Source organism: Pseudomonas sp. QC2 (assembly GCF_002859085.1).
In the GTDB taxonomy this organism is placed as follows: domain Bacteria; phylum Pseudomonadota; class Gammaproteobacteria; order Pseudomonadales; family Pseudomonadaceae; genus Aquipseudomonas; species Aquipseudomonas petroselini.
On the sequence record NZ_PKKS01000025.1, the window covers coordinates 321,374 to 336,110 of the forward strand.

Below are 14,737 nucleotides of genomic sequence, written 5' to 3' on the forward strand. Positions count from 1 at the left end.
AACCGTGGATGGGGAACCATGAACACTACTTTAAGTACCGCCTATAACTACAAGGTGGTCCGCCAATTCGCCATTATGACGGTGGTGTGGGGCATCGTCGGCATGGGGCTCGGGGTTTTTCTCGCGGCCCAATTGGTCTGGCCTGCACTCAACTTCGATTTGCCGTGGACCAGCTTCGGACGCCTGCGCCCGCTGCACACCAACGCGGTGATCTTCGCCTTCGGTGGCTGCGCCTTGTTCGCCAGCTCCTTCTACTCGGTACAACGCACCTGCCAAACCCAGCTGTTCGCGCCGAAGATCGCCGCGTTCTGCTTCTGGGGCTGGCAGTTGGTCATTCTCTTGGCCGCCATCTCCTTGCCGCTGGGCTACACCAGCTCCAAGGAATACGCCGAGCTGGAATGGCCGATCGACATCCTGATCACCATCGTGTGGGTGGCTTACGCCATTGTGTTCTTTGGCACCGTGGCCAAGCGCAACACCAAGCACATCTACGTCGGCAACTGGTTCTTCGGTGCGTTCATCATCACCGTGGCCATCCTGCATATCGTTAACAACCTGGAAATCCCGGTCAGCCTGACCAAGTCCTACTCCCTCTATGGCGGTGCGACGGATGCCATGGTGCAGTGGTGGTACGGGCATAACGCAGTAGGCTTTTTCCTCACAGCCGGCTTCCTGGGGATGATGTACTACTTCGTGCCCAAGCAGGCCGAGCGTCCGGTGTATTCGTATCGCTTGTCCATCGTGCACTTCTGGGCGCTGATTACCCTGTACATCTGGGCCGGCCCGCACCACTTGCACTACACCGCACTGCCGGACTGGGCACAGTCGCTGGGCATGGTGATGTCGCTGGTGCTGCTGGCACCGAGCTGGGGCGGCATGATCAACGGCATGATGACCCTGTCGGGCGCCTGGCATAAATTGCGCAGCGACCCGATCCTGCGCTTCCTGGTGGTGTCGCTGGCGTTCTACGGCATGTCGACCTTCGAAGGCCCGATGATGGCGATCAAGACCGTCAACGCCCTTTCCCACTACACCGACTGGACCATCGGCCATGTCCACGCCGGCGCCCTCGGCTGGGTGGCAATGATCTCCATCGGCGCGCTGTACCACATGATCCCGAAAATCTTCGGTCGCGAGCAGATGTACAGCCTCGGCCTGATCAACGCGCACTTCTGGCTGGCCACCATCGGCACCGTGCTCTACATCGCCTCGATGTGGGTCAACGGCATCGCCCAGGGCCTGATGTGGCGTGCGGTCAACGAAGACGGCACGCTGACCTACTCCTTCGTCGAAACCCTGGTGGCCAGCCACCCAGGCTTCATCGTGCGGCTGGTGGGCGGCGCCATCTTCCTGAGCGGCATGTTCCTGATGGCTTACAACACGTGGCGCACCGTGCGTTCCGCGCAGCCCGTCGAAGCCGCCACTACTGCGCAGTTGGCCTGAGGAGTCGATGATGAAACACGAAACGATTGAAAAGAACGTCGGCCTGCTGATGCTGCTCATGGTGCTCGCCGTGAGCATCGGCGGCCTGACCCAGATCGTCCCGCTGTTCTTCCAGGACGTGACCAACAAGCCGGTCGAAGGCATGAAGCCCTACACCGCGCTGCAACTGGAAGGCCGTGACATCTACATCCGCGAAGGCTGCGTACAGTGCCACTCGCAGATGATCCGCCCGTTCCGCGCCGAGACCGAACGCTACGGCCACTACTCGGTCGCCGGCGAGAGCGTCTGGGACCACCCGTTCCTGTGGGGCTCCAAGCGCACCGGTCCGGACCTGGCGCGCGTCGGCGCTCGCTACTCGGACGACTGGCACCGCGCGCACTTGTACAACCCGCGCAACGTCGTGCCCGAGTCGAAAATGCCGGCCTACCCATGGCTGGTCACCGCCGCCGTCGACAGCAGCCACACCGAGACCAAGTTGAAAGTGATGCGCACCCTCGGCGTGCCGTACACAGACGACGACATCAGTGGCGCCGTCGCCAGCCTCAAGGGCAAGACCGAGATGGACGCGCTGGTTTCGTACCTGCAAGTGCTCGGTACTGCCATCAAGAGCAAGAGGTGAGCCATGGGATTTGAATTCGATGCGGGCACCATCCGCGGCCTCGGCACGCTGGTGGTCGCCATCGCCTTTATCGGCCTGTCGCTGTGGGTGTTCAACAACCGGCGCAATGCGGAATTCGAGCAGGCGCGCCTGCTGCCCTTCGCCGATGAACCTTCTCCATCCGACGCTCAAGAAGAGCCTGCAATAAGGAGCACACGGCCATGACCCTATTCTGGAGTACATGGATCTGCGTACTGACCCTCGGCAGCCTGATCGGCCTGACTTGGCTCTTGATCGGCACCCGCAAGGGCGAGACCAAGGGCAGCGTCGACCAGACCATGGGCCACGCCTTCGACGGTATCGAGGAATACGACAACCCGCTGCCCCAGTGGTGGTTCATGCTGTTCGCCGGCACCTTGGTGTTTGCGGTCGGCTACCTGATCCTCTACCCGGGCCTGGGCAACTGGAAAGGCGTGTTACCGGGCTATGAAGACGGCTGGACCCAGACCAAGGAATGGGACAAGGAAATGGCCAAGGCCGACGCCAAGTTCGGGCCGATCTTCGCCAAATTCTCGGCCATGCCCGTGGAAGAAGTCGCCAAAGACCCGCAAGCGTTGAAGATGGGCGGTCGCCTGTTTGCCTCCAACTGTGCGGTGTGCCACGGCTCGGACGCCAAGGGCGCGTTTGGTTTCCCCAACCTGGCGGATAACATCTGGCGCTGGGGCGGTTCGGCCGAGGCGATCAAGACCACCATTCTCAACGGCCGTCATGCAGCAATGCCGGCCTGGGGTGACATGCTCGGCGATGAAGGGGTGAAAAACGTCGCCGCCTATGTACGTCACGACGTGGCCAAACTGCCGTTGCCGGCTGACAGCAGCGCTGACTTGGCAGCAGGCCAAACTGCGTTCAACACCACCTGTGTCGCTTGCCACGGTCCGCAAGGCCACGGCATGGAAGCCATGGGCGCGCCCGACCTGACCAAACCGGCCGGTTACATCTACGGCACCAGCCTTGCGCAGTTGCAGCAAACCATCCGCCACGGCCGCCAGGGCCAGATGCCGGCGCAGGAAGTGCTACAGGGTAATGACAAGGTGCACTTGTTGGCCGCCTACGTGTATAGCTTGTCCCATAACGCTGATGGCGCAACGCCAGAAAGCCAGCCCCAGTAACCTCTGAATGCCGCCCCACCTTGGGGCGGCAACTCTACCTGTGGCGAGGGAGCTTGCTCCCGTTGGGCTGCGAAGCGGCCCCAAAATCTTGGCAGCGCTTCGCACTGGAGCGCCAGCCCGGTCCAACGACAGCAAACTCCCTCGCCACAGCAGTACCTTCTTGTGCGACCCAGTGTCACACCCTTCCAAAGCACACCTTTCCCCTCCTGCCATTCGGGTCTACGCTTCCCTGCACAGCGGACCGATTCTGGCGTACGTAACGATAACCGTTGCGACCCCATAAATATCCTGTCCACTTGATCAGCTTTCTATTTCGAATTTTATCCTTACACGAAACATGGAAAGGGCGCAGAATCTGGCGTGGAACGCATTGATACAGGTCAGCCATTGCGTTGCAATGGCCCCTCGCTTTCTCCATACTTGCGGCCGATTTTACCTATAAAAAAACCTAAACCGTGGAACCTTAGAATGAGCACAGCAATCAGTCCGACTGCTTATAACTATAAGGTAGTCCGCCAGTTCGCCATCATGACGGTGGTCTGGGGGATCCTTGGCATGGGGCTCGGGGTGTTCATCGCCTCGCAACTGGTTTGGCCGGAATTGAATTTCGGTTTGCCATGGACGACCTTTGGCCGCCTGCGCCCGCTGCACACCAACCTGGTGATTTTCGCCTTCGGTGGATGTGCACTGTTTGCCACCTCCTACTATGTCGTGCAGCGAACCTGCCAGACGCGACTGATCTCCGACAGCCTCGCGGCCTTCACCTTCTGGGGTTGGCAAGCGGTCATCCTGGGCGCCATCGTCACCCTGCCGCTGGGTTACACCACCACCAAGGAATACGCCGAGCTGGAATGGCCGATCGCCATTTTGCTCGCCATCGTGTGGGTGACCTATGCCGTGGTGTTCTTCGGTACCATCGTCAAGCGCAAGACCAAGCACATCTACGTGGGCAACTGGTTCTACGGTGCCTTTATCCTGGTGACGGCGATGCTGCACATCGTCAACCACGCTTCGTTGCCGGTGAGCCTGTTCAAGTCCTACTCGGCCTACGCCGGGGCCACGGACGCCATGATCCAGTGGTGGTACGGCCACAACGCCGTGGGTTTCTTCCTGACCACCGGTTTCCTGGGGATGATGTATTACTTCGTGCCGAAACAGGCCGAACGTCCTATTTACTCGTACCGCCTGTCCATCGTGCACTTCTGGGCGCTGATCACCCTGTACATCTGGGCCGGTCCTCACCACTTGCACTACACCGCGCTGCCGGATTGGGCACAGTCCCTGGGCATGGCGATGTCGATCATCCTGCTGGCCCCGAGCTGGGGCGGCATGATCAACGGCATGATGACCCTGTCGGGCGCCTGGCATAAATTGCGCACCGACCCGATCCTGCGCTTCCTCGTGGTATCCCTGGCGTTCTACGGCATGTCGACCTTCGAAGGGCCGATGATGGCGATCAAGACCGTCAACTCGCTGTCCCACTACACCGACTGGACCATCGGCCACGTTCACGCCGGCGCGCTCGGTTGGGTCGCGATGATCTCCATCGGCGCGATCTACCACATGATCCCCAGACTGTTCGGCCGCGTGCAGATGCACAGCGTCGGGCTGATCAACACGCACTTCTGGCTGGCGACCATCGGTACCGTGCTCTACATCGCGTCGATGTGGGTCAACGGCATCACCCAGGGCCTGATGTGGCGTGCGATCAACGATGACGGCACCCTCACCTACTCCTTCGTCGAAGCGCTGCAAGCCAGCCACCCGGGCTATATCGTCCGCGCCCTGGGCGGTGCGTTCTTTGCCACCGGCATGCTGTTCATGGCCTACAACGTCTGGCGCACCGTGCGTGCCTCGGACCCTGCAGAAGCCGAAGCCGCCGCCAAGATCGCCGTTGTGGGAGCCCACTGATGAAGCATGAAGTAGTCGAGAAGAATATCGGCCTGCTGGCCTTCTTCATGGTCATCGCCGTGAGTATCGGCGGCTTGACCCAGATCGTTCCGCTGTTTTTCCAGGACGTCACCAACAAACCGGTCGAAGGCATGAAGCCGCGCACCGCGCTTGAACTGGAAGGCCGCGACGTCTACATCGCCAACGGTTGTGTCGGCTGCCACTCGCAGATGATCCGCCCGTTCCGTGCCGAAACCGAACGCTACGGCCACTACTCGGTCGCCGGTGAAAGCGTGTGGGACCACCCGTTCCTGTGGGGTTCCAAGCGCACCGGCCCGGACCTGGCCCGTGTGGGCGGGCGTTACTCCGATGACTGGCAACGTGCGCACCTGTACAACCCGCGCAACGTGGTGCCTGAGTCGAAAATGCCGGCGTACCCGTTCCTCGTGGAAAACAAGCTCGACGGCAAGGACACCGCGAAGAAGATGGAAGTCTTGCGCACCCTGGGCGTGCCCTACACCGACGAAGACATCGCCGGTGCAGCCGCAGCCGTGAAGGGCAAGACCGAAATGGACGCATTGGTGGCCTACCTGCAAGGCCTTGGCACCATCATCAAAAGCAAACGGTGATTCTTCATGGATATCGGGATGATTCGTGGCTTGGGCACCGTTGTGGTGATGGTGGCCTTTATCGGCCTGGCGTTGTGGGTGTTCAGCCCCAAGCGCAAGTCGGAGTTTGAAGACGCGACCTTGCTGCCTTTTGCGGATGATCCCGAAGCCATCAAGCACGTCGAGCAAGCTTCTAGGAGTAACAAAGAATGACTACGTTCTGGAGTCTGTACGTCACAGTCCTCAGCCTGGGTACCATCTTCGCCCTGACCTGGCTGCTGCTGTCGACCCGAAAGGGCCAGCGCGCCGAGCAAACCGACGAGACCGTCGGCCACTCGTTCGACGGCATCGAGGAGTACGACAACCCGCTGCCCAAATGGTGGTTCATGCTGTTCGTCGGCACCATCATCTTCGCCCTCGGCTACCTCGCGCTGTACCCCGGCCTGGGCAACTGGAAGGGCCTGTTGCCGGGCTACAACTACCTCGACAACGACAAGCAAACCCCCTTCGCCAACGGCCAGACCGGCTGGACCGGCGTGCACGAATGGGAAAAGGAAATGGCCAGGTCGGACGCCAAGTTCGGCCCGATCTTCGCCAAATTCGCCTCGATGCCCATTGAAGAAGTGGCCAAGGACCCGCAAGCCTTGAAGATGGGTGGCCGCCTGTTCGCCTCCAACTGCTCGGTGTGCCACGGTTCCGACGCCAAGGGCGCCTACGGCTTTCCCAACCTGACCGATGCCGACTGGCGTTGGGGCGGCGACCCGGCCACCATCAAGGAAACCATCATGAAGGGCCGCCATGCGGTGATGCCCGCCTGGCTGGATATCCTCAAGGAACAAGGCGTCAGCGATGTGGCCGCGTTCGTCGTCACCAACCTCGACGGGCGCAAACTGCCGGAAGGGGTGAAAGCCGACGTGGCCAACGGCGAAAAACTCTTCGCCGCCAACTGCGTGGCCTGCCACGGCCCGGCCGGTAAAGGCACGCCCGCCATGGGTGCGCCCGACCTGACCCACCCTGGCGCGTTCATCTACGGCTCAAGCTTCGCCCAACTGCAACAGACCATCCGTTGGGGCCGCCAGGGCCAGATGCCTGCGCAGGAGCAACTGCAGGGGAACGACAAGGTGCACTTGCTGGCAGCCTATGTTTACAGCTTGTCCCATGGGGATAAGAAGGCTGAAGAGCAATAAAAGCCGCTGCAATAGCAATGTGGGAGGGGGCTTGCCCCCGATTGCAGTGTGTCAGTCAGTGCATCTGTCGCTGATCCACCGCTATCGGGGGCAAGCCCCCTCCCACATTGGATCCGCAGTGTTTCAGAGGACCGGGCCAGCCAAAACCAACCATACTTGCCAGATCAATTGATCCAGATCACTTAGGTCGCCTCCTTTCAGCACCACCGGGGGCGTATCATTACACCACTGCAACACCCTTCATTTGACCCCGGTTGGCACGTACTGGCCGAGGCAAATCTCCACCGCCGTGGGATGCAATGATGAGCAACCAGATACCGGTACATGACGTTACCCCGCCTGCCAAACACACAAACGGTTCCGACAGTAAAACCGTCGACCTCTACGCCTCGCGAGAGAAAATCTACACCCGCGCCTTCACTGGCCTGTTCCGTAATTTGCGCATGCTCGGCGGTGCCGGCCTGTTCCTGCTCTACTTCGGCACCGTGTGGCTGAACTGGGGCGGCCACCAGGCCGTGTGGTGGAATCTGCCCGAACGTAAGTTCTTTATTTTTGGCGCGACCTTCTGGCCCCAGGACTTCATCCTGCTCTCAGGTATTTTGATTGTTGCGGCGTTTGGCCTGTTCTTTATCACCGTGTATGCCGGTCGCGTGTGGTGCGGTTATACCTGCCCGCAAAGCGTATGGACATGGATCTTCATGTGGTGCGAAAAGGTCACCGAAGGCGACCGCAACCAGCGCATCAAGCTGGATAAAGCGCCGATGGGCGCCAACAAATTCCTGCGCAAATTCAGCAAGCACACCCTGTGGTTGCTGATCGGTTTTGTCACCGGCATGACTTTCGTCGGCTACTTCTCCCCCATCCGCGAACTGGTGTTCGAGTTCTTCACCGGCCAGGCCGATGGCTGGTCGTATTTCTGGGTCGGCTTCTTCACCCTCGCCACCTATGGCAACGCCGGTTGGCTGCGCGAACAAGTGTGCATCTACATGTGTCCGTACGCGCGCTTCCAGAGTGTGATGTTCGACAAGGACACCCTGATCGTTTCCTACGACCCACGCCGTGGCGAGGTGCGTGGCCCGCGCAAAAAAGGCATCGACTACAAGGCTCAGGGCCTGGGGGATTGCATCGATTGCACGATGTGCGTGCAGGTGTGCCCGACCGGTATCGACATCCGCGACGGCCTGCAGATCGAGTGCATCGGCTGCGCCGCCTGTATCGACGCCTGCGACAACATCATGGACAAAATGGACTACCCGCGCGGCCTGATCAGCTACACCACCGAGCACAACCTGTCGGGGCAGAAGACCCACAAGCTGCGCCCGCGCCTGATCGGTTACGCCCTGGTATTGCTGGCGATGATGGGCCTGCTGGCGGCGGCATTCTTCATGCGCTCGCTGGTGGGTTTCGACGTGAGCAAGGACCGTGTGCTGTACCGCGAGAACGCCGAAGGCCGTATCGAAAACGTCTACAGCCTGAAGATCATGAACAAGGACCAGCGCGACCACACCTACGTGCTCGATGCCGCGGGCTTGCCGGACCTCAAGCTGCAAGGCCGTCGCGAAATCAAGGTGGCTGCCGGCGATATCGTCAGCATGCCGGTTGAGCTGTCGAGTGCGCCGGAACAGTTGCCGTCGAGCACCAACGAGGTGACATTCATCCTCACCGATGCCGATAACGCCAGTGTCCACATTGAAGCCAAGAGCCGATTCATCGGCCCCCAAGTCCGCTAATCGCTAACAGAGAACCGAACAATGTCCGTAGCAACTGCCGCAAGCCCTTGGTACAAGCACCTCTGGCCCTGGATCATCATTGGGATCCTGGCCTGCTCGGTGACCTTGACCTTGTCCATGGTGACCATCGCGGTGAATAACCCGGACAACCTGGTCAACGACAACTACTACGAGGCCGGCAAAGGCATCAACCGTTCCCTGGACCGCGAGCTGCTGGCCCAGACCCTGCAACTGCGCGCCAAGGTGCACCTGGATGAGCTGACCGGTGAAGTCGAGGTGAACCTCACCGGCAACAGCAACCCGACCACCCTGGAATTGAACCTGATTTCCCCGACCCAGCCAGAGAAGGATCGCAAGATCAACCTGGCCCGCAGCGACAGCGAACCCGGCCGCTACATCGGCCAGGTCACCGATAAGGTCGAAGGCCGGCGCTTCGTCGAGTTGCTCGGTGTGGAAGGCGATCGCACCTGGCGCATGTTTGAGGAAGAACAGGTCAGCCACGACAAGGACTTGCTGCTGGGTGATGAACCGTTGCAGGGTGCCGAAGACCTGAAAAAATAAACACTTGCGCTTCGTGCATCGCGGCCAAGCCCGCTCCCCCTGGATCGCGGTCCCCTGTGGGAGTGGGCTTGCCCACGATGAGGCCCTCCCAGCCCCTATAGATTCCAGATCATGACCACCCCCTGCTACCACTGCGCCCTCCCCGTCCCCTCCGGCAGCCGGTTTACCAGCGTGATCCTCGGCGCGCGCCGCGAGCTGTGCTGCCCCGGCTGCCAGGCCGTGGCCGAAGCGATTGTGGCCGGGGGCCTGGAAAGTTATTACCAGCACCGCAGTGAAGCCTCGGCCAACCCCGAAACGCTGCCGGTGCAGTTGCTGGACGAGCTGGCGCTGTATGACCGCGCCGACGTGCAAAAACCCTTTGTGCGCCACGAAGGCGACCTCGCCGAAGCCACCCTGCTGATGGAAGGCATCAGCTGCGCCGCCTGCGGCTGGCTGATCGAAAAACACCTGCGCAGCCTGCCCGCCGTGGCCGAGGCGCGGCTGAACCTGTCCAACCACCGCTTGCAGGTGCGCTGGGCGGATGGGCAACTGCCGCTGAGCCAGCTGCTCAGTGAGCTGCGCCATATCGGCTACGCCGCCCACCCCTATCAAGCCGACCGCGCCGCCGAGCAACTGGCCGGCGAAAACCGCCTGGCCCTGCGCCAACTGGGTGTGGCCGGGCTGTTGTGGTTCCAGGCGATGATGGCAACCATGGCCACCTGGCCGGAATTCAATATCGACCTGAGCCCGGAGCTGCATGTAATCCTGCGCTGGGTGGCGATGTTTCTCACCACGCCCATCGTGTTCTACAGCTGCGCACCGTTTTTCAAGGGTGCGATGCGCGACCTGCGCACGCGCCACCTGACCATGGATGTCTCGGTGTCATTGGCCATCGGCGGTGCGTACCTGGCGGGGATCTGGACCGCGATCACCGGCGTGGGTGAGTTGTACTTCGATGCGGTGGGCATGTTTGCGCTGTTCCTGCTGGCCGGTCGCTACCTGGAGCGTCGTGCCCGCGAGCGTACGGCCGCCGCCACCGCGCAGCTGGTCAACCTGCTGCCCGCCTCCTGCCTGCGACTCAAGGCCGATGGCCAGAGTGAACGCATCCTGCTCCCCGAACTGGCGCTGGGCGACCGTGTACTGGTGCATCCTGGCGCGGTGCTGCCGGCAGACGGCGTGATCCTCGACGGCCACTCGAGCATTGATGAATCCCTGCTCACCGGGGAGTACCTGCCGCAACCGCGCCAGACCGGGGATGCGGTCACGGCGGGCACCCTTAACGTCGAAGGTGCCTTGACCGTCGAAGTCCGCGCATTGGGCCATGACACGCGCCTGTCCGCCATCGTGCGCCTGCTGGAACGGGCCCAGGCCGAGAAACCGCGCCTGGCGCAGATCGCCGACCGCGCCGCGCAGTGGTTCCTGTTGTGCTCGCTGATCGCGGCCGCGCTGATCGGTCTGCTGTGGTGGGAGCTGGACGCGTCACGGGCGTTCTGGATTGTGCTGGCGATGCTGGTAGCGACCTGCCCCTGTGCATTGTCCCTGGCCACGCCCACTGCCCTCACCGCCGCCACCGGCACTTTGCACAAACTGGGGCTGCTGCTGACCCGGGGCCATGTGCTGGAAGGGCTGAACCAGATCGATACAGTGATTTTCGACAAGACCGGCACCCTCACCGAAGGGCGCCTGGCATTGAGAGCGATCCGGCCCTTGGGCAGCTTGAGCACCGACCTGTGCCTGAGCCTCGCCGCCGCCCTCGAAAACCGCTCCGAACACCCGATTGCGCGTGCCTTTGGGCGTGCACCGCTGGCCGCCGACGAGGTGCTCAGTTCGCCAGGACTGGGCCTTGAAGGCCGCGTGGGCGAGCGCCTACTGCGCATTGGTCAACCGGGCTTTGTCTGCGAACTCAGTGGCTGCGCGATTCCCGCTGCGCCGGAGCTTTCCGGCCAATGGCTGCTGCTTGGCGACCGCGAAGGCGCCCTGGCCTGGTTTGTGCTCGATGACCGCCTGCGCAGCGACGCCCCTGCGTTGCTGGCCGCGTGCAAGGCGCGCGGTTGGCGCACGCTGCTGCTGTCCGGGGACAGTTCGCCGATGGTCGCCAGCGTCGCCGCCGAGCTGGGTATCGATGAAGCCCACGGCGGCCTGCGCCCGGATGACAAGCTGCGCGTGCTGCAACACCTGCACAAGGAAGGCCGCAAGGTGCTGATGCTCGGCGATGGGGTCAACGATGTGCCGGTACTCGCCGCCGCCGACATCAGCGTGGCCATGGGCACGGCCACGGACCTGGCCAAGACCAGCGCCGATGCCGTGCTGCTGTCCAATCGACTGGACGCGCTGGTACACGCCTTTACCCTGGCACGACGCACCCGCCGGGTGATCATTGAAAACCTGCTCTGGGCCGGGCTGTACAATGGCCTTATGCTGCCGTTTGCCGCCCTGGGCTGGATCACCCCCATCTGGGCCGCGATCGGCATGTCCCTCAGTTCATTGACCGTGGTGCTCAACGCCCTGCGCCTGACTCGCCTGCCGAACGCGCCGACGGCCCGAGCCCCCTCAGTAACCCGCCCGCTGCCGGTGTGAACCGCGCGAGCATGGAGTGCAGATGCCAGCTTTATACGTGATGATTCCGGCGGCGCTGCTATTAGTGGGTGTGGCCATCTACATCTTCTTCTGGGCCGTGGACAGCGGCCAGTACGACGACCTCGACGGCCCGGCCCATAGCGTGTTGTTCGACGACCAGGACCCGAACCACCTGGCTGCCATCGACGAAGCCAACGATGCCGAACACCCGTCCAAGCCCAAAGACCCGCCCCATGCTTGAGCTGGCGCCGCTGTTGGTCTCCGCGCTGATCCTCGGCCTGCTGGGGGGCGGCCATTGCCTGGGCATGTGCGGCGGGCTGATGGGCGCGCTGACCCTGGCGATTCCCAAGGAACAGCGTGGCCGCAGGTTTCAACTGCTGCTGGCGTACAACCTGGGCCGAGTGCTCAGCTACGCCGCGGCCGGGGTGTTGATCGGCCTGGCCGGCTGGGCGGTGGCGAACAGCCCGGCGGCGATGTTCATGCGCGTACTGGCCGGGCTGTTGTTGATCAGCATGGGCCTGTACCTGGCCGGCTGGTGGAGCGGCCTCACCCGCATCGAACGCCTCGGGCGCGGCCTGTGGCGGCATATCCAGCCCATGGCCAGCCGTTTGTTGCCGGTCTCCAGCCTGCCGCGCGCATTGCTGCTGGGCGCGTTGTGGGGCTGGTTGCCGTGCGGGTTGGTCTACAGCACGTTGCTGTGGGCAGCCAGCCAGGGCAATGCGCTGGACAGCGGCCTGTTGATGCTGGCGTTCGGGCTGGGGACCTGGCCGGTGCTGTTGGCGACCGGCCTGGCGGCTGAGCGCGTCACGGCGCTATTGCGCAAACGCAGCGTGCGCATGGCCGGAGGGCTGCTGGTGATGCTGTTCGGCATATGGACATTGCCCGGTCCGCATCAGCACTGGTTGATGGGCCACTAACGCGCTGTGGCATAGCGCCGCTCCCTGTTGATGCAAATCAAGGTGCGCCCCCCGGCCAGCCCCTAGACTCGGCCCACTAGCCTATCCGGGGGAACGCCCGCATGCTCGACGCCATTCGTTGGGACACCAATCTGATTCACCGTTACGACCTAGCGGGACCGCGCTACACGTCCTACCCCACCGCCGTACAATTCGACAGCCAGGTCGGCACCTTTGACCTGCTCCACGCCCTGCGTGAGAGCCGCAAGGCCGCGCGGCCGCTGTCGCTGTATGTGCATGTGCCGTTCTGCGCCAACATTTGCTATTACTGTGCCTGCAACAAGGTGATCACCAAGGACCGCGGCCGCGCCCTGCCCTACCTGCAACGGCTGGAGCAGGAAATACAGCTGGTGGCCTGCCACCTCGACCCGAAACAACCGGTGGAACAGCTGCACTTCGGCGGCGGCACGCCGACCTTTCTCAGCCACGACGAATTGCGCCAGGTCATGAACTGCCTGCGCCAGCACTTCAACCTGCTGGATGATGACTCCGGCGACTACGGCATCGAGATCGACCCGCGTGAAGCCGACTGGGCCACCATGGGCCTGCTGCGTGAGCTGGGTTTCAACCGCGTAAGCATCGGCCTGCAAGACCTCGACCCCGAGGTGCAACGGGCCGTCAATCGCCTGCAAAGCCTGGAGGAAACCCGCGCGGTGATCGATGCGGCACGTACGCTGCAATTTCGCTCGATCAATGTCGACCTGATTTACGGCCTGCCCAAGCAAACGCCCATCAACTTCGCGCGCACGGTAGAGGAAGTGATCAAGTTGCAACCGGACCGCCTGTCGGTGTTCAACTACGCCCACCTGCCGGAACGCTTCATGCCCCAGCGGCGCATCAACACCGACGACCTGCCCTCCCCGGCGGAAAAGCTGCTGATGCTGCAAACCACCATCGAGCAACTGACCCAGGCCGGTTACCGCTACATCGGCATGGACCACTTCGCCCTGCCGGACGACGAACTGGCCATCGCCCAGGAAGAAGGCACCCTGCAACGCAACTTTCAGGGCTACACCACCCACGGCCATTGCGACTTGATCGGGCTCGGGGTGTCGGCGATCAGCCAGATCGGTGATCTTTACTGCCAGAACAGCAGTGACCTCACCGGCTACCAGAACACCTTGGCGGGCGCGCAACTGGCCACCAGCCGCGGGCTGGTCTGCACCACGGACGATCGCTTGCGACGGGAAGTGATTCAGCAGTTGATCTGCAATTTCAGCCTGGCATTCGCGAACATCGAGCAGGCATTCAACATTGATTTTCGTGGGTATTTCGAGGAGATCTGGCCGCAACTCCAGGCAATGGCCGAAGATGGCCTGATCGAACTCGACGCCCAGGGCATTCGTGTATTGCCCGCCGGGCGACTGCTGGTACGTTCGGTGTGCATGGTGTTCGATGCCTACCTGGAGCACCAGAACAGGCAACGATTTTCACGGGTGATCTAGTTATACCGATAACGAAGCGGCCTTGAGCGCATCTTGGCTGCTAAGACCTTTCATCGTCTTGGCCAGGGAGGTCTGCGCGGTCACAAGGCTGGCTTGCAAGCTGCTGAGCGCGCCTTGCAGGTTACTGATCTTGATCCGCGCTTCTTCCGGGGTGAGGCGCTTGTCCGCCATCACCGCCTGCAGCTCGGCCTGCTTTTCGGCGATCTGCGCCTTGATCTGGCGAATCATCTTGAGGACCTGTTGGACGTTGTCCGGCAGACCACTCTCTTCGATATCGTTGTTGGATTGCTTAACATCGCTGAGGGCTTTTAACGCCGCACCGGAAATGGTCACCTTCACGCCCTCCTCCTCTTTGGGCGCGCGCAGCGGAGCGGTAGTGCTGTCCTTGAGATCTTTGGCGGCCTTGGCAGCCTTGGCTTCCGCCACCAGATCTTTAGGCTCCGAAAAGGACTGAACACCAGTACTGGCCGGATTGGTTGCACCAATGGAAATCATGATTCGAGCCTCCCAGGCTCACGAGGTAGTAACCGTGTATCGGCATCGATACAAAAAGCTTTATACGGCTGTCGTTTTTTTGTACAGGCTGGCCTCACT

At 61.9% G+C, this 14,737-nt stretch carries 15 protein-coding genes; 14 read left to right on the forward strand and 1 reads right to left on the reverse strand.

Features of this window, described 5'->3' with window-relative positions; genetic code table 11:
• Window positions 1-18 precede the first annotated feature (18 nt).
• The 14 genes from ccoN (QCBJ_RS28065) to hemN all read left to right on the forward strand — a co-directional run bounded on the left by ccoN (QCBJ_RS28065) (window position 19) and on the right by hemN (window position 14,143).
• Window positions 19-1,443: a cytochrome-c oxidase, cbb3-type subunit I gene (gene ccoN, locus QCBJ_RS28065; RefSeq protein WP_015885297.1), complete on the forward strand. Its 1,425-nt coding sequence runs from the start codon at window positions 19-21 to the stop codon at window positions 1,441-1,443.
• A 10-nt stretch (window positions 1,444-1,453) separates the two neighbouring features.
• Window positions 1,454-2,062, forward strand: a complete 609-nt coding sequence (gene ccoO / locus QCBJ_RS28070; RefSeq protein WP_017735321.1) for a cytochrome-c oxidase, cbb3-type subunit II — start codon at window positions 1,454-1,456, stop codon at window positions 2,060-2,062.
• 3 nt (window positions 2,063-2,065) lie between these two features.
• A complete protein-coding gene (locus QCBJ_RS28075) occupies window positions 2,066-2,266 on the forward strand; it encodes a cbb3-type cytochrome c oxidase subunit 3 (RefSeq protein WP_010208563.1) in 201 nt (66 codons plus the stop codon).
• A complete protein-coding gene (ccoP, locus tag QCBJ_RS28080; protein WP_046035981.1) occupies window positions 2,263-3,210 on the forward strand; it encodes a cytochrome-c oxidase, cbb3-type subunit III in 948 nt (315 codons plus the stop codon). Before QCBJ_RS28075 ends, ccoP (QCBJ_RS28080) begins: the two co-directional genes overlap by 4 nt.
• Window positions 3,211-3,678: 468 nt before the next feature.
• Window positions 3,679-5,121 (forward strand): cytochrome-c oxidase, cbb3-type subunit I, encoded by a 1,443-nt coding sequence (ccoN, locus tag QCBJ_RS28085; protein ID WP_015885300.1) that lies wholly within the window; start codon window positions 3,679-3,681, stop codon window positions 5,119-5,121.
• Entirely contained in the window at window positions 5,121-5,729 is a 609-nt protein-coding gene (gene ccoO / locus QCBJ_RS28090; protein WP_003193167.1) for a cytochrome-c oxidase, cbb3-type subunit II, read from the forward strand. The genes ccoN (QCBJ_RS28085) and ccoO (QCBJ_RS28090) overlap by 1 nt, the downstream gene beginning before the upstream one ends.
• Before the next feature lie 6 nt (window positions 5,730-5,735).
• Window positions 5,736-5,921 carry a CcoQ/FixQ family Cbb3-type cytochrome c oxidase assembly chaperone gene (locus QCBJ_RS28095; protein WP_003175465.1) on the forward strand — a complete coding sequence of 62 codons (186 nt, stop codon included), beginning with the start codon at window positions 5,736-5,738 and terminating at the stop codon, window positions 5,919-5,921.
• A complete protein-coding gene (gene ccoP, locus QCBJ_RS28100) occupies window positions 5,918-6,895 on the forward strand; it encodes a cytochrome-c oxidase, cbb3-type subunit III (protein ID WP_015885301.1) in 978 nt (325 codons plus the stop codon). The genes QCBJ_RS28095 and ccoP (QCBJ_RS28100) overlap by 4 nt, the downstream gene beginning before the upstream one ends.
• A 302-nt stretch (window positions 6,896-7,197) precedes the next feature.
• Entirely contained in the window at window positions 7,198-8,625 is a 1,428-nt protein-coding gene (gene ccoG, locus QCBJ_RS28105) for a cytochrome c oxidase accessory protein CcoG (protein ID WP_102062025.1), read from the forward strand.
• Between the two features lie 21 nt (window positions 8,626-8,646).
• Window positions 8,647-9,186, forward strand: coding sequence for a FixH family protein (locus QCBJ_RS28110; RefSeq protein WP_015885303.1), 540 nt, complete (start codon window positions 8,647-8,649; stop codon window positions 9,184-9,186).
• A 111-nt stretch (window positions 9,187-9,297) separates the two neighbouring features.
• Window positions 9,298-11,742 carry a heavy metal translocating P-type ATPase gene (locus tag QCBJ_RS28115; protein ID WP_102062026.1) on the forward strand — a complete coding sequence of 815 codons (2,445 nt, stop codon included), beginning with the start codon at window positions 9,298-9,300 and terminating at the stop codon, window positions 11,740-11,742.
• 22 nt (window positions 11,743-11,764) lie between these two features.
• Window positions 11,765-11,983, forward strand: a complete 219-nt coding sequence (gene ccoS, locus QCBJ_RS28120) for a cbb3-type cytochrome oxidase assembly protein CcoS (RefSeq protein ID WP_064052672.1) — start codon at window positions 11,765-11,767, stop codon at window positions 11,981-11,983.
• The gene (locus QCBJ_RS28125) at window positions 11,976-12,659 is read left to right on the forward strand and encodes a sulfite exporter TauE/SafE family protein (protein WP_102062027.1); all 684 of its coding nucleotides are present in this window, start codon (window positions 11,976-11,978) and stop codon (window positions 12,657-12,659) included. Before ccoS ends, QCBJ_RS28125 begins: the two co-directional genes overlap by 8 nt.
• A 101-nt stretch (window positions 12,660-12,760) precedes the next feature.
• Window positions 12,761-14,143: an oxygen-independent coproporphyrinogen III oxidase gene (gene hemN / locus QCBJ_RS28130; protein ID WP_102062028.1), complete on the forward strand. Its 1,383-nt coding sequence runs from the start codon at window positions 12,761-12,763 to the stop codon at window positions 14,141-14,143.
• Here hemN and QCBJ_RS28135 read toward each other — a convergent pair whose 3' ends face one another.
• Entirely contained in the window at window positions 14,144-14,638 is a 495-nt protein-coding gene (locus QCBJ_RS28135; protein ID WP_102062029.1) for a hypothetical protein, read from the reverse strand.
• Between the last annotated feature and the right edge of the window lie 99 nt (window positions 14,639-14,737).

Bases quoted from the DNA above. Each gene is read 5' to 3' on its own strand.
- ccoN (WP_015885297.1), top strand. From the start codon at position 19: ATGAACACTACTTTAAGTACCGCCTATAACTACAAGGTGGTCCGCCAA.
- ccoO (WP_017735321.1), top strand. From the start codon at position 1,454: ATGAAACACGAAACGATTGAAAAGAACGTCGGCCTGCTGATGCTGCTC.
- QCBJ_RS28075 (WP_010208563.1), top strand. From the start codon at position 2,066: ATGGGATTTGAATTCGATGCGGGCACCATCCGCGGCCTCGGCACGCTG.
- ccoP (WP_046035981.1), top strand. From the start codon at position 2,263: ATGACCCTATTCTGGAGTACATGGATCTGCGTACTGACCCTCGGCAGC.
- ccoN (WP_015885300.1), top strand. From the start codon at position 3,679: ATGAGCACAGCAATCAGTCCGACTGCTTATAACTATAAGGTAGTCCGC.
- ccoO (WP_003193167.1), top strand. From the start codon at position 5,121: ATGAAGCATGAAGTAGTCGAGAAGAATATCGGCCTGCTGGCCTTCTTC.
- QCBJ_RS28095 (WP_003175465.1), top strand. From the start codon at position 5,736: ATGGATATCGGGATGATTCGTGGCTTGGGCACCGTTGTGGTGATGGTG.
- ccoP (WP_015885301.1), top strand. From the start codon at position 5,918: ATGACTACGTTCTGGAGTCTGTACGTCACAGTCCTCAGCCTGGGTACC.
- ccoG (WP_102062025.1), top strand. From the start codon at position 7,198: ATGAGCAACCAGATACCGGTACATGACGTTACCCCGCCTGCCAAACAC.
- QCBJ_RS28110 (WP_015885303.1), top strand. From the start codon at position 8,647: ATGTCCGTAGCAACTGCCGCAAGCCCTTGGTACAAGCACCTCTGGCCC.
- QCBJ_RS28115 (WP_102062026.1), top strand. From the start codon at position 9,298: ATGACCACCCCCTGCTACCACTGCGCCCTCCCCGTCCCCTCCGGCAGC.
- ccoS (WP_064052672.1), top strand. From the start codon at position 11,765: ATGCCAGCTTTATACGTGATGATTCCGGCGGCGCTGCTATTAGTGGGT.
- QCBJ_RS28125 (WP_102062027.1), top strand. From the start codon at position 11,976: ATGCTTGAGCTGGCGCCGCTGTTGGTCTCCGCGCTGATCCTCGGCCTG.
- hemN (WP_102062028.1), top strand. From the start codon at position 12,761: ATGCTCGACGCCATTCGTTGGGACACCAATCTGATTCACCGTTACGAC.
- QCBJ_RS28135 (WP_102062029.1), bottom strand. From the start codon at position 14,638: ATGATTTCCATTGGTGCAACCAATCCGGCCAGTACTGGTGTTCAGTCC.